13 protein-coding genes are annotated in these 14,360 nt (G+C 52.3%); 4 read left to right on the top strand and 9 right to left on the bottom strand.

Annotated features, from left to right (window positions below; genetic code table 11):
• Position 1 precedes the first annotated feature (1 nt).
• Positions 2–313 carry a LapA family protein gene (locus RAHAQ2_RS10025; RefSeq protein ID WP_013575907.1) on the bottom strand — a complete coding sequence of 104 codons (312 nt, stop codon included), beginning with the start codon at positions 311–313 and terminating at the stop codon, positions 2–4.
• 268 nt (positions 314–581) lie between these two features.
• Positions 582–1,337, bottom strand: coding sequence for a phosphatidylglycerophosphatase B (gene pgpB / locus RAHAQ2_RS10020; protein WP_015697116.1), 756 nt, complete (start codon positions 1,335–1,337; stop codon positions 582–584).
• 290 nt (positions 1,338–1,627) lie between these two features.
• Here pgpB and ribA point away from each other — a divergent pair, with 290 nt between their 5' ends.
• The gene (ribA, locus tag RAHAQ2_RS10015) at positions 1,628–2,218 is read left to right on the top strand and encodes a GTP cyclohydrolase II (RefSeq protein ID WP_015690066.1); all 591 of its coding nucleotides are present in this window, start codon (positions 1,628–1,630) and stop codon (positions 2,216–2,218) included.
• A gap of 72 nt (positions 2,219–2,290) precedes the next feature.
• On the opposite strand, the gene acnA is transcribed toward ribA, so the two are convergent.
• From acnA to topA, 3 genes are all read right to left on the bottom strand, one after another.
• Positions 2,291–4,963 carry an aconitate hydratase AcnA gene (gene acnA, locus RAHAQ2_RS10010; RefSeq protein ID WP_015697115.1) on the bottom strand — a complete coding sequence of 891 codons (2,673 nt, stop codon included), beginning with the start codon at positions 4,961–4,963 and terminating at the stop codon, positions 2,291–2,293.
• A gap of 188 nt (positions 4,964–5,151) precedes the next feature.
• Positions 5,152–6,126, bottom strand: coding sequence for an HTH-type transcriptional regulator CysB (gene cysB / locus RAHAQ2_RS10005; RefSeq protein ID WP_015697114.1), 975 nt, complete (start codon positions 6,124–6,126; stop codon positions 5,152–5,154).
• Positions 6,127–6,474: 348 nt separating this feature from the next.
• A complete protein-coding gene (gene topA, locus RAHAQ2_RS10000; RefSeq protein ID WP_015697113.1) occupies positions 6,475–9,072 on the bottom strand; it encodes a type I DNA topoisomerase in 2,598 nt (865 codons plus the stop codon).
• 462 nt (positions 9,073–9,534) lie between these two features.
• Here topA and RAHAQ2_RS09995 point away from each other — a divergent pair, with 462 nt between their 5' ends.
• Positions 9,535–9,786, top strand: a complete 252-nt coding sequence (locus RAHAQ2_RS09995) for a YciN family protein (RefSeq protein WP_015697112.1) — start codon at positions 9,535–9,537, stop codon at positions 9,784–9,786.
• A gap of 114 nt (positions 9,787–9,900) precedes the next feature.
• On the opposite strand, the gene sohB is transcribed toward RAHAQ2_RS09995, so the two are convergent.
• Together sohB and RAHAQ2_RS25695 are read right to left on the bottom strand one after the other, a co-directional pair.
• Positions 9,901–10,944 carry a protease SohB gene (sohB, locus tag RAHAQ2_RS09990; protein WP_015697111.1) on the bottom strand — a complete coding sequence of 348 codons (1,044 nt, stop codon included), beginning with the start codon at positions 10,942–10,944 and terminating at the stop codon, positions 9,901–9,903.
• A gap of 167 nt (positions 10,945–11,111) precedes the next feature.
• On the bottom strand, positions 11,112–11,279 hold the full coding sequence (locus RAHAQ2_RS25695; protein WP_015697110.1) for a hypothetical protein: 168 nt from the start codon (positions 11,277–11,279) through the stop codon (positions 11,112–11,114).
• 26 nt (positions 11,280–11,305) lie between these two features.
• On the opposite strand from RAHAQ2_RS25695, the gene RAHAQ2_RS09985 reads away from it, so the two are divergent.
• Both RAHAQ2_RS09985 and cobO read left to right on the top strand, forming a co-directional pair.
• Positions 11,306–12,067 carry a YciK family oxidoreductase gene (locus RAHAQ2_RS09985; RefSeq protein WP_015697109.1) on the top strand — a complete coding sequence of 254 codons (762 nt, stop codon included), beginning with the start codon at positions 11,306–11,308 and terminating at the stop codon, positions 12,065–12,067.
• A gap of 14 nt (positions 12,068–12,081) precedes the next feature.
• Complete coding sequence (cobO, locus tag RAHAQ2_RS09980) at positions 12,082–12,672, top strand: cob(I)yrinic acid a,c-diamide adenosyltransferase (protein WP_015697108.1); 591 nt, start codon at positions 12,082–12,084, stop codon at positions 12,670–12,672.
• 16 nt (positions 12,673–12,688) lie between these two features.
• Here cobO and cobT read toward each other — a convergent pair whose 3' ends face one another.
• Together cobT and cobC are read right to left on the bottom strand one after the other, a co-directional pair.
• Complete coding sequence (gene cobT / locus RAHAQ2_RS09975) at positions 12,689–13,732, bottom strand: nicotinate-nucleotide--dimethylbenzimidazole phosphoribosyltransferase (protein ID WP_015697107.1); 1,044 nt, start codon at positions 13,730–13,732, stop codon at positions 12,689–12,691.
• Positions 13,733–13,758: 26 nt separating this feature from the next.
• Positions 13,759–14,355: an alpha-ribazole phosphatase gene (cobC, locus tag RAHAQ2_RS09970; RefSeq protein WP_015697106.1), complete on the bottom strand. Its 597-nt coding sequence runs from the start codon at positions 14,353–14,355 to the stop codon at positions 13,759–13,761.
• Between the last annotated feature and the right edge of the window lie 5 nt (positions 14,356–14,360).

Below are 14,360 nucleotides of genomic sequence, written 5' to 3'. Positions count from 1 at the left end.
GTTATTCCTTGCTGACATCGTAAGATGCTGCTGGCGGCGTAACGACAGCCGCGGGTTCGATTTGTTGTTCCAGGCGTTTAATTTTACGCTGAGCACGTCCCAGTGACAGGCGTACGCGCAGGTAGAACAAACCACAGATTATCCAGCCAAGAATAAAACCGGTCGCAAACAGCACGGCAAGCAATGTGGAAACACGGTAGTCCCCCTGCGCCAGCAAATAATTGAAGGTCACAGTCTGATCGTTATGGGCACCGAGGGTGATAGAAATCACAACGATGACCAGCAAAAATAAAAAAATCAGCAGATATTTCACATTCATTCCTGTAATGCCGGATGTACCGGATGAATTATGCCAAAAACTCTCGTTCCGACCTAATAAGTTAGCATTTCCGCACAAAGCAGGGAAACATTGCGAAGGTTTTAAGTGCCGTCTGTAGAAACTTCATTCGACTTTTGGGTGGTGCCGTGAACACCACGGCAATTTGGGCTATGGGAAATATATGGGGATGAAAATCATGAATTAAAGGGGTTTAGCAGGAACCCCTTTAGGTTTCCGCCCTCTGAGGGATCAGAAAGCAGGATTATTCGCGCTCGCTGATTTCCTGCTTTTCTGCCGGTGGTGGTGCCAGCGGTCCGATATAGCGTTCCGTCAGCCAGCAGGCCAGCGTCACCAGAAGCCAGCTGATGCCCACAGAAGCCATCAGGTCACGTGGCCAGTGCATGCCGAGCATCAGCCTGCTGCCCATCACTACCACCGCCCACACCATCAGTACGGTGACCGTTTTATAGTGTTTACGCTGCCACAATAGCCCGATACCCAGTAAAGCCCAGGTAGCGGAAAACATTGTGTGGCCCGAAGGAAATGCGTATCCCGTGTCATTCTGCCAGCTTTTATTCAGCCAGTGCGGGATCTGCACGTTGTCGCCCAGCACCTCTTTCACCTGCCGGGCACGCGCTTTACTTTTTTGAGCGTAAAATTCATCGATGTTCATCTGATGATCTGTCCCCAGCCATGCGACATAGGGGCGAGGTTCACGGACTTCGCCTTTGATAAAATCTTTAACATACTGACCGGCCAGCACGGACAAGACGATGATCACCACCAGGCCTGCGGCCGGTTTCAGCCGAAATCGCAGGCACCATAGAAACCAGCCACAAAGGATCACAGTCGTCAAAATGCCCCATGGCTCACTCACCGTTTCCGTGATCCAATAAAGCAGACGCAGCGCGGCGGGATTACCGCCCGGCGTCCACATCCAGCCGCTTACCCACACCGCTGCGGGCATCAGTAGTAAAAGAACAGCCCCGAGAGCGGTGCGTCTGGCGATATCAAACATAGTCGTCCTTTCAGTCATGCGTAAAAAGAGTGGGAGTGTATCAACGTTGTTATTGCTTAACATTCCTTTAGCGTGAGTTGTTGAAGAAGCGGTTATAATTCATAAGTTATGAACTAATCGTTCAAATATTCCCGCTAAAATGTGACTCAAACTGTGGCAAAATGGTGCCCTGTCGTAATGGAAAGGCACCGATTCCCTATCCAGAGGCCGCATCAGAAAGTAGGATGCGCATCAACAAGTACAATACTTACTGTAAATAAAGACTATTTGTGGTTTTTTTGGAGCGTAAAATGCAGCTGAAACGGGTGGCAGAAGCCAATCTGCCAACACCTTGGGGCGATTTCCTGATGGTGGGTTTTGAAGAATTGGCCACCGGGCACGACCACCTGGCGTTAGTTTTTGGCGACATCACCGGTGAAACGCCGGTTCTCGCGCGCGTTCACTCCGAATGTCTGACCGGTGATGCTTTATTCAGCCTGCGCTGTGACTGCGGTTTTCAGCTCGAAGCCGCACTGAATCATATCGCCGAAGAAGGCCGCGGCATCCTGATGTATCACCGTCAGGAAGGCCGTAACATTGGTTTGCTGAATAAGATCCGCGCCTACGCCTTACAGGATAAAGGTTACGACACGGTCGAAGCTAACCATCAGCTCGGATTTGCCGCAGATGAACGCGACTTCACGCTGTGCGCCGACATGTTCAAATTGCTGGGCGTCGATTCCGTCCGCCTGCTGACCAACAATCCGAAGAAAGTCGAAATTCTGACTGAAGCCGGTATCAACATTACGGAACGCGTTCCGCTGATCGTTGGCCGTAATCCGGAAAACGAACGCTATCTGTCGACCAAAGCCGCCAAAATGGGCCACCTGCTCGACAAGTAAGGGTTTATAGTCTGATGAAAATATTAAGGGCACCTTAAGAAGGTGCCCTTTTTTAGTGGCAGAAGATCAGGTTTACAGCATCTTACGGATCACATAATGCAGAATGCCGCCGTTGCGGAAGTACGTCAGCTCGTTGCCGGTATCGATACGACAGCGTGCATCGATCGTTTCGGTATGACCGTCGGCAAACGTGATATGCACCGCGACAGCCTGCCCCGGCGTCAGGGTTTGTAACCCGCTGATGCTCAGCTGTTCATCGCCGGTGAGTTTCAGCGTTTTACGCGTCACTCCCTGCGGGAACTCGAGCGGTAAAATCCCCATCCCGATCAGATTCGAGCGGTGAATGCGTTCGAATGATTCTGCGATAACCACACGTACCCCAAGCAGACGCGGCCCTTTCGCCGCCCAGTCACGGCTTGAACCCGAACCGTATTCTTTACCGGCAATCACCGCTGTCGGCACACACTCATGCTGATAGCGCATCGCCGCATCGTAAATCGCCAGTTGATCCTGCGACGGAATATGACGTGTATATCCGCCCTCCACACCCGGCACCATTTCATTTTTGATACGGATATTGGCGAACGTCCCGCGCATCATCACTTCGTGGTTACCGCGCCGCGAGCCGTAGGAGTTGAATGCTTTCGGCTCAACGCCGTGCTGGGTCAGGTATAAACCGGCCGGACTTTCAGCCTTGATATTCCCGGCAGGTGAAATGTGGTCGGTCGTCACTGAATCCGCCAGGATCGCCAGAATTCGTGCATCTTTGATGTCTTCCAGCGCATCAGGCTCCGCCTTCATATCACTGAAGAACGGCGGATGGCGGATATAGGTCGATTCTTCCTGCCAGGTGTAGGTCGGTGTACCTTCAACCTGGATAGCCTGCCAGCTCGCATCGCCGTTAAACACCTCAGCGTACTCTTTATGGAACATATCCGTCGTCACCTGCGCGACCGCATTGGCAATATCATTGGCCGACGGCCAGATATCTTTCAGGTAAACCGGTTTGCCGTCAGCCCCCTCACCCAGCGGATCCGTCGTCAGATCAACATTCATATTCCCGGCCAGCGCATACGCCACCACCAGTGGCGGTGAGGCCAGCCAGTTAGTTTTGATCAGCGGGTGAATACGCCCTTCGAAGTTACGGTTGCCGGAAAGTACCGCCCCGACGGTTAAATCACCGGCTTTGATCGCTGACTCAATCGGTTCCGGCAACGGACCGGAGTTACCGATACAGGTCGTACAGCCATAGCCCACCAGATTAAAGCCCAGCTTCTCAAGGTGCGGCATCAGGCCAGCCGCATTAAGATAATCGGTCACCACTTTGGAACCCGGTGCCAGAGAGGTTTTCACCCACGGCTTACTGGTCAGGCCTTTTTCGACAGCATTCTTCGCCAGCAAACCGGCGGCCATCAGCACGCTTGGGTTTGACGTGTTGGTACACGAGGTGATTGCCGCAATCACTACCGCGCCGGTGGTCAGCGCATAATGCTGGCCTTCGAGCGTGAAACTTTCTTTGTCGCTGCGCCCCGGCGTGCTGTTACCTAACTCCAGTTCCGTCGCTGCCTGGAACGCTTTTGGCACATTGGGCAGCGCAACGCGATCCTGAGGACGTTTCGGCCCTGCAAGGCTCGGTTCTACTTCGCCCATGTCCAGCGCCAGCGTACTGGTGAATACAGGCTCGTCACCGGCATTACGCCATAAGCCCTGAGCCTGTGAATAAGCTTTTACCAGTTCGATCTGTGCGTCGCTGCGACCACTGAGTTTCAGATAGCTCAGCGTCACCTCATCCACCGGGAAGAAGCCGCAGGTTGCGCCGAATTCCGGTGACATATTGGCAATGGTCGCACGATCAGCCAGGGGTAAATCCGCCAGGCCATCGCCGTAGAACTCGACAAATTTCCCCACCACGCCGTGTTTGCGCAGCATCTGGGTGACCGTTAATACCAGATCCGTTGCGGTAATACCTTCGCGCAATTTACCGGTCAGTTTGAAACCCACAACGTCCGGGATCAGCATGGAAACCGGCTGCCCGAGCATTGCGGCTTCGGCTTCGATACCGCCGCAGCCCCAGCCCAGGATCCCCAGACCGTTGATCATTGTGGTATGGGAATCCGTCCCGACCAGCGTGTCAGGATAGGCCACGGTTTTCCCTTCCTGCTCTTCGTACCAGACCGTTTGTCCGAGGTATTCCAGATTGACCTGATGACAAATCCCGGTCCCCGGTGGCACCACGCGGAAACGGTTGAACGCTTTTTGCCCCCAGCGCAGAAACTGGTAGCGCTCGTTATTGCGCTCCATTTCGAGACGGACGTTTTCACCGAATGCCTCATCATCACCGAATTCATCGACCGTCACCGAGTGGTCGATAACCAGGTCAACAGGCGACAGCGGGTTCACCTGTTCAACATTCCCGCCAAGGCGTTTTACCGCCTGACGCATTGCGGCCAGATCTACGATGGCGGGCACCCCCGTAAAATCCTGCATCAGTACCCGTGCCGGACGATAAGCAATTTCGCGCTCAGCATGACCGGTTTTTTGCCATTCCACCAGTTCACGCAAGTCGCTTTCTGTGACAGTGTCACCATCGACGTGGCGCAGTAAATTTTCGAGTAAAACTTTGAGGGATTTTGGCAAACGCTGAAGATCACCCAGCGTTTTGGCCGCAAGTGGCAGGCTGTAGTAGTAAAATTCTTTCTCCCGGACTGCCAGCTTATCCAGACTGTTCTTGCGAATAGACGACATAGCCTCTCCTTTAGCGCTCAGCGTGGCTATGAGGAATAACCCGCTGGCTTATAAGTGCATAATTAAAGATAACACAAATTATCATTAACATTTTGATAACAGCTCAAACTGTTCATCAGGCAAAAAAAATCCCGCCGCATCGGGTGAGGATGCAACGGGATCAGGGAGAGGATATATCAGGTGACAACTTATTTTGTCGGCAGCTTAATGTCTTTGAACATTTCTTCAATGTCTTCGTTGGAGCGCAGGGCAATAGCGGTATCCACCACGTCACGCGTCAGGTGCGGCGCAAACCGCTGGATGAAATCATACATGTAGCTGCGCAGGAAGGTGCTGCGCCGGAAGCCAATTTTGGTGGTGCTGTAGGTAAAGATATCACTTGCATCCACGGTCACCAGATCCGGATCCTGAACCGGATCCACCGCCATACTGGCGATGACACCGACGCCCAGCCCCAGACGCACGTAAGTTTTGATGACGTCAGCATCGGTGGCGGTGAATACAATGCGTGGCGTCAGACCGGCGCGGTTAAACGCGGTATCCAGCTCAGAACGGCCGGTAAAGCCGAAGGTATACGTGACAATCGGATAAGCCGCCAGTTCTTCAATGGTGACTTTCTCTTTACCTGCCAGCGGATGGTCAGGCTGAACCACCACGGCGCGGTTCCAGTGGTAGCAAGGCAGCATGATCAGGTCGTCATACAGATGGAGCGCTTCGGTAGCGATAGCAAAATCCGCATTGCCCTTTGAAACGGCTTCAGCAATCTGCGTCGGCGACCCCTGATGCATATGCAAAGAAACGCGCGGGTAACGTTCGATAAAGCCTTTAATCACATTAGGTAAAGCATAACGCGCCTGCGTGTGAGTCGTCGCCACATACAGCGAACCTTTGTCCGGATAAGTATGCTCACCGGCAACGGCTTTGATCGCATCCACTTTAGACAATACTTCGCGGGCGATACGGATGATTTCCTGTCCTGCCGGCGTGACCTGTGTCAGATGCTTACCACTGCGGGAAAAAATCTGGATCCCAAGTTCATCTTCCAGCATCCGCACTTGCTTGCTGATCCCAGGCTGCGACGTGTACAGGCCTTCTGCCGTCGAACTGACGTTCAGATTGTGATTAACAACCTCTACGATGTAGCGCAGTTGCTGCAATTTCATATCTCATACCACCCTGGTTTCAAACCCTGTCGCCATCCCTGTTCATCCAAAGGCTGAACAGTCTGGAAATGATTTTTTATCGAATACCGGAAGTCTGTGAACGCACCGTTTTATGCCCCAGACACATTAACTTATTACTTAATCGCATAAGAATAAATTCTATATAAGAATTATATCAATTATTAACGTCATGTATAGCCAGAGAACATAACGAAAATGGGGGCAAACCTGCCCTGATAAGAAAAACAGCAAGAACTGGTCGATGATAGATCTTAATGCAATAAAAAAACCAGCCCGGAGGACTGGTTTTTTACAACGGCTTAACAGCTTAATGTATGACGGCGATAATTATTTTTTGCCTTCGACCCACTTACCGTCGACAAAGAAGGCGGTCCAGCCAGTGGCTTTGCCGTCTTTTTCTGAAGACACATACTGCTGCTTGGTTTTACGGCTGAAACGCACCATCGATTTATTGCCTTCCGGATCCGCCACCGGCGCATCGGCCAGATAACTCAGTTTTTCCGGTAAACGATCTTTGAAGCGCTTCAGTTCTTCCACCAGCGGCGCACGGGTTTCGCGCGATTTAGGGAAAGTGTTGGCAGCCAGGAATACCCCTGCCGCACCGTCACGCAACACGAAATACGCGTCTGATTTCTCACACGGCAATTCCGGCAGCGGAACCGGATCTTCTTTCGGCGGTGCCACATCACCGTTTCGCAAAATCTTACGGGTATTTTTGCACTCGTCGTTGGTACAGCCCATGTATTTGCCGAAACGCCCCATTTTCAGGTGCATTTCAGAACCACATTTCTCGCACTCAACGATCGGGCCGTCGTACCCCTTGATACGGAACTCACCTTCTTCGATTTCATAACCATCACATTCCGGGTTGTTACCGCAGACATGCAATTTACGCTGATTATCGATGAGATAGCTGTCCATCGCTGTGCCGCATTTGACGCAACGGCGTTTCGCACGCAGCGCATTGGTTTCGGCTTCATCACCTTCCAGAATGTTCAGCACTTCGGCGTCAGCAATCAGGTTGATGGTGGTTTTGCAGCGTTCTTTCGGCGGCAGGGCATAACCGGAACACCCGAGGAACACGCCGGTACTGGCGGTACGGATCCCCATCGGACGCCCACAGGTCGGGCATTCAATACTGGTCAACACCATCTGATTCGGGCGCATACCGCCTTCTTCCGGGTCTTTCTCAGCGGTTTCCAGTTGCTTGCTGAATTCAGTGAAGAATTCGTCCAGAACAGCTTTCCATTCCGCCTTGTTGTTGGCGACCTGATCCAGCCCGTCTTCCATACGTGCGGTGAAATCGTAATTCATCAGTTCGCGGAAATTATCTTCCAGACGATCGGTAACAATTTCACCCATTTTTTCCGCGTAGAAGCGACGGTTCTCAACATGGACATAACCCCTGTCCTGAATGGTCGAAATGATCGACGCATAAGTAGACGGGCGGCCAATGCCACGTTTTTCCAGTTCTTTCACCAGTGACGCTTCGCTGAAACGCGCAGGCGGCTTGGTGAAATGCTGAGTTGGCAACAGTTGTTGCAGTTCAAGATCGGTTCCCACTTCGATGGCAGGCAAGGTTCTGTCTTCGTCGCCTTTGCGCAACGCCGGCATCACTTTGGTCCAGCCATCAAAACGCAGCGTACGGCCTTTGGCGCGCAAAGAATAATCGCCGGCTTTCACTGTCAGCGTAGTGGAATCGTACTGAGCCGGTGTCATCTGACAGGCCACGAACTGACGCCAGATCAACTGGTACAGACGCTGCGCATCCGCTTCCATATCTTTCAGTTGTTCTGAAGTCACGGCCACGTCAGAAGGACGAATCGCTTCGTGCGCTTCCTGAGAGTTCTCTTTGTTGCTGTATTGCAGCGGGGCTTTCGGCAGATATTTATCACCGAAATTCTCGCCAATATACCCCCGCACCATTTCCACGGCATCCTGACTCAGGTTAGTGGAATCAGTACGCATATAGGTAATGTGACCGGCTTCGTAAAGACGCTGGGCCATCATCATGGTTTTCTTCACGCCAAAGCTCAAACGCGTACTGGCCGCCTGTTGCAGCGTGGAAGTAATGAAAGGCGCACCTGGCTTGCTGCTGGTCGGTTTGTCTTCACGATCCACCACGGTGTAACGCGCTTTCTCAAGCAGTGAAACGGCCGCGTGAGTTTGTTCTTTATTAACCGGTTTGAACGGTTTTTCGAGATGATGCGTGACTTCCATTTGCAGCGCGGTTTCTTTCTTCGCCAGCAAATCCGCATGCAATTCCCAGTATTCTTCCGGCACGAACGCTTTGATTTCTTTCTCGCGCTCTACCACCAGACGCACCGCCACGGACTGAACACGACCTGCGGATAAACCGCGGGCAATCTTCTTCCACAACAGCGGAGAAACCATATACCCCACCACGCGGTCCATGAAACGACGCGCCTGCTGAGCGTTAACACGATCGATATTCAGTTCGCCGGGTTCTTTAAAGGCATTCTGAATCGCGTTCTTGGTAATTTCGTTAAATACAACGCGGCTGAAACGTTTGTCATCACCGCCAATCACTTCCCGCAAATGCCAGGCAATCGCCTCTCCTTCGCGGTCAAGGTCGGTTGCGAGATAGATGTGGTCAGCTTTTTCCGCTAACGCTTTTAACTCGGCGACAACTTTTTCTTTACCCGGAAGTATTTCGTATTGTGCTGCCCAACCGTGATACGGATCGACGCCCATGCGATTAACCAGCGCGGTTTTCTCATCCTTTTTTACTTTTTTCTTTGTTTTTTCTTCGGTTGAGTCGGCGGTCTTTTTAGCAGCGGATCCACTGGTCGGTAAATCACGGATATGACCGACGCTGGACTTAACCACGTAGTCATTTCCTAAATATTTATTAATCGTTTTGGCTTTTGCCGGGGACTCAACTATTACGAGAGCTTTGCCCATAATTACCTTTACCTGAATGATTCTTCATCATCTGAAGAAGATTTTGCTTAGTTATGCCGCGGCACAATTTCACGTCTTTTTTTATATTGCGGCAGTGAGTCAGAACGTCAACTGATTTCTTTAAAAGAAGGAGCGAACTGACTTCCAGAGGTTCAAAACACTGATTCTGCGAGGGATTAACCAGACAGGGCTCAGCGGAATGCGCCCGTTTTTAAGTCAAATATTAACCAAGCGTAAACAAAACATTCCACCTGAAGCCACAAAATCCCACACTCTACCTGATAAAAATCGTCACGCAAACTAATTAACACGGAAAGGCCCTTTTCGCCAAATCGCGCCAGCTTTTATATGAGAGCTCAAATTATAACCAATCCGATTAAGCAGATTACCCCCAGCAGATTTGCGGTTTTATCAACGTCAGGATTACAATAACGTCAGCAATTATAGTGGGGAGTAAATATCATGCACGAAAATACATCGGCAATTAGTCGCGAAGCTTTACTGGTCGAAGCAAATAAGGTTATCCGTGAGCACGAAGATTACATACACGGAATGCTGGCGACAGAGGTTGAGCAGAAAGGCAATGTACTGGTTTTCCGCGGGGAGTTTTTCATGGATGAAGACGGTTTACCGACCAGAAAAACCACTGCGGTATTTAATATGTTTAAACATCTGGCTCATCTTTTTTCAGAAAAATACCATCTCGAAGATTGAGATAAAAGAATCGCTAATAAAGGTGTACATAACCCCTTCACCGCGAGACTAAATCCGGTGCATTAAAAAAGGGACGAATGTCCCTTTTCTTTTATGTTTATCGAAAAAAATGGCTTACAGCAGCGGTTTCTGACTGCGTTGTAACCAGCGCAGGAACAGGCGATCAGCACTCTCGGCCGCGCTGCCGGTGAAGCGATCCATCATGCGTTTACGACGGCTGTAACGCACCGCAATCACTTCATGATTTTTCATTTCTGCAATCAGCAAATCATCACTGGTGCCAATAGCATCAATCAGGCCATTTTCACGCGCCTGAGTACCGAACCAGTGCTCACCGGTGGCGACCGCATCAATGTCCAGCGACGGCCGGTTCTGATGGACAAACTCTTTAAACAGCACGTGTGTTTCATTCAGATCTTCACGGAATTTTTCACGTCCTTCTTCCGTATTTTCACCCAGCAACGTCAGCGTACGTTTAAACTCGCCCGCAGTGTGCAATTCAATATCAATGTCATTTCGTTTCAGCAGACGGTTAAAGTTAGGGATCTGGGCCACCACACCGATCGAGCCGATGATGGCAAACGGCGCGGCGACAATCCTGTCCGCCACACAGGCCATCATGTAACCGCCACTGGCCGCGACTTTATCTACCGCGACCGTCAGGCGAATGCCGCTCTGACGCAAGCGCACCAGCTGTGATGCTGCCAGACCGTAACCGTGCACCACCCCACCCGGGCTTTCAAGGCGCAACAACACTTCGTCTTCCGGCGTTGCGACGGCCAGCACTGCCGAGATTTCTTCCCGCAGCGACGTCACTTCGTGGGCGTCCATGCTGCCTTTAAAATCGAGGACATAAAGGCAAGGCTTGCTTTTAGAACCCCCGGTTTTGGCTTGCAGTTTTTTCTGTTTTGCTTCGGCTTTATCCTTTTTCTTCAGTTCCTTGCTGCGAATTTTAAGTTCCGCAGGATTCATGCGTGCACTGCGCATTTCCCGCTGCATTTCGCGGTACTGTTCACCTAAATCGACCAGCTGTAACTCACCTTTGCCGTGAGATTTACGCTGACGAAGGCCGACAAACAGCACGACCAGCGCCCCGATGGCGATCACTACGGTCACGACTTTGGCCAAAAACAATCCATAAAGAGAAAGTAAATCCACACATACCGCCTTTTCAACGTGGTAATAAAACCGTGGTAAGAAAGATGTTAAACATTCTAAACAATCGCCGCACTGACGTCTTGTTCGAAGATGACATCATCACGCAGACGTAAAACTGAGTGCGTCTGTGTTCCAATTTTGTTACAAAAGAGCTGCCCGTTTTTCGGTTAATCGTTGAAACTCATGCCCATTTGAGGCATATAAGCGGTGATCACACCCGAAAAGCCTAAAATTTTCGCCAAAATGCCGGACTCTGGTTGAGCGCAATATCTCCTGTTTCCGCCATTTTTGATATTAAGAGCGCCTGATGTGAAGACGGCCATTTGCCGCCACATCGCTGCCCCCCTTAAGAGGACTGACCGTGCATTATCATCCTAAATCCGATTTGCTGAATAACCGTATCATTCTGGTCACCGGCGCTGGCGACGGTATCGGCCGCGAAGCTGCACTGACGTATGCCCGTTTCGGCGCGCAGGTGATTTTGCTGGGCCGTACCGAGAGTAAACTGGCCAGTGTGCAGCAGGAAATTGCGGCCCGTAATCTGCGCCCGGCTTTCATTTATGCCCTGGATTTACTGACCGCCAGTCAGCAGGATTGCCAGCGCGCCGCAGATCAAATCACTGCATGGGTACCGCATCTCGACGGCGTTTTGCACAACGCCGGATTGCTGACTGAGATCACGCCAATGGCGGAGATTAAATTGCAGGACTGGATGAACGTCATGCAGGTGAATGTGAACGCCACGTTTATGCTGACCCAGTCCTTACTGCCGCTGATGCTGAAATCTGCCAGTTCCTCGCTGGTGTTCACCACCTCCAGCGTCGGACGTGAAGGCCGCAGTGGCTGGGGCGCCTACGCCGTGTCCAAATTCGCCACCGAAGGTATGATGCAGGTGCTTGCCGAAGAGCATAAACATACCGGCCTGCGCGTAAACTGCATCAATCCTGGCGGTACGCGAACCGGCATGCGGGCATCGGCCTTCCCGGATGAAAACAAAGACAAACTCAAAACACCGGCTGATATTATGCCGCTGTATCTGTACCTGATGGGCGACGACAGCCGCCGTAAAACCGGGATCAGTTTCGATGCCCAGCCGGGCCGCAAAGCCGGTCCGGCAGAATAATCACGGAGCCTCTGATGACCGAAGATCGCCATAAACAACGCCAGCAAAAGCTGAAAGAACAGGTTGATGCGCGCATCGACGCCGCCAAAGAACAACGAGGAATACTGATCGTATTTACCGGTAACGGCAAGGGCAAAACTACAGCGGCATTTGGCACGGTAACCCGCGCCGTCGGGCATGGTATGCGCGCGGCAGTGATCCAGTTCATTAAAGGTGAATGGCCTAACGGCGAGAAAAATCTGCTCGAGCCTCACGGCGTGGAATTTCAGGTGATGGCCACCGGTTTTACCTGGGAAACGCAGAATAAAGAAACGGATACTGAAGCCTGTCAGGCCGTCTGGCAGCACGGTAAACGCATGCTGTCCGATGCATCATTAGATCTCGTGGTGCTTGATGAACTGACGTATATGGTCAGTTTCGGCTATCTGGATTTGCAGGAAGTGGTGGACGCCCTTAACGCCCGTCCGGCGCATCAGACGGTGATTATCACCGGGCGTGGCTGCCATCGTGATCTGCTGGAAATGGCCGATACCGTCAGCGAACTTCGTCCGGTGAAACATGCGTTTGACGCCGGAATTATGGCGCAGCAGGGCATCGACTGGTAACACCCCGCTTTCTCTTTTAAAGCACTATCTGACACTCCGCCAGTGTCGCCATTTCATTATGGACGGCGCAGGCGGCATCAATCAGCGGTAACGCAAGCGCTGCGCCGCTGCCCTCGCCCAGTCGTAAATTCAGATCGAAATACGGTTGCAGCCCCAGTGCTTCCAGCGCCAGCGTTGCGCCCTGTTCTGCTGAAATATGTGAAGGAATAAGATAGGGTTTCAGCGCAGGCGCTATCTGACATGCCGCCAGCGCCGACGCGTAAGACAGGAAGCCATCCAGCACCAGCGGAATACCCGCCGCCGCCGCGCCAATCATCGCCCCCGCCATGGCGACCAGTTCGAACCCGCCGACTTTTGCCATCACATCAAGGGCATCTGACGGATCAGGCTGATTCACCGCGATGGCTTTTTCCACCACGCGGATTTTATGCGCCAGTCTGTCCGGAGGAAGATTCGCCCCCAGCCCGACAGTTTGCGCAGGCGCAGCGCCGGTCAATACCGCCACCATCGCCGCAGCCGGAGTGGTATTTGCCATCCCGAGCTCACCGACTGCCAGCAGGGATAAACCGCTTTCCGCTTTCGCGATCACCCGTTCCGCACTCCAGACCAGTAAAGATTCCGCCTGTTCGCGCGTCATGGCCGGGCCGGTGGCAATGTTGCCGGTTCCCTGCGCAACTTTATGATTCAGCGTGCCGGGAATCTCCGGGCCAATGATCCCGCAGTCAATCAATGTAACCTGCGCACCGGCCATCCGTGCCAGCACTGAAACGCCGGCTTTCCCCTGCACAATATTCACCGCCTGAATCGCCGTTACTCCCTGCGGGGAGGGCGTGACACCCTCCTGCCACACGCCATGATCCGCCGCCATGACCAGCACTTCTTTACTTGGAAAATGCAAAGGCTGATTGCCACGAATTGAAGCCAGCTGTATCGCCAGTTGTTCCAGACGGCCAAGGCTGCCTAAGGGTTTTACCAGACTGTCGAGCCGTTCTGCCGCCCTCTGAGCGGCCTGTGCATCGGGTTCAGCAATCTGACGGAGAATATTTGCCAGCGAAGCCATCGTGTTGTCCTTACCTGTTTAAAAAGTTAAATACCGCTGTCGTTAAACCGCTGGATCACACAAGCGCCGTGACTCAGATCGATTTCACACAGGCAGCCCTGCTTAAACGGGAAACGCCACATGTCGGCAGGCGCCAGTTTAAGCATCATTGCCAGCAAAAGACTGAGCGAACCCTGATGTGCGACGATTGCCAGCCTGCTTTCCTGCGGACGCAAATGCAACTGCTGCAACGCCTGACGGATGCGTTGGGTGAATGCCGTAAATGATTCGCCCTGCGGCACCTCGGCCTTTTGCCAGTCCTGACACCAGGCCTGATAGCCTTCCGCTTCTGAGGCTTCGAGTTCATTGTGATGGCGCATTTCCCACTCGCCAAACGCCATTTCCTGCAACAGTGGCTGAGTTTCCATCACCAGTTCACGCCCGTAAGCAATAATGCCAGCCGTATCGCGGCTGCGGCGCATATCCGTGTGGATGATTGCATCAAGCGGCGTAGAAGCCAGCTGACGAGCCACATGCTGCGCCTGTCTCTCGCCCTCAGCCGTCAGCGCAATGTCGCTGCTGCCGCAAAAAACGCCGTTAACATTAGCCTGAGTTTGTCCGTGCCGTATCAGATACAGTTTCATAATTT

The organism is Rahnella aquatilis CIP 78.65 = ATCC 33071 (genome assembly GCF_000241955.1).
GTDB lineage: Bacteria > Pseudomonadota > Gammaproteobacteria > Enterobacterales > Enterobacteriaceae > Rahnella > Rahnella aquatilis.
Note: the sequence above shows the minus strand (reverse complement) of the source record. Positions and strands in the feature narration are given on the sequence as shown.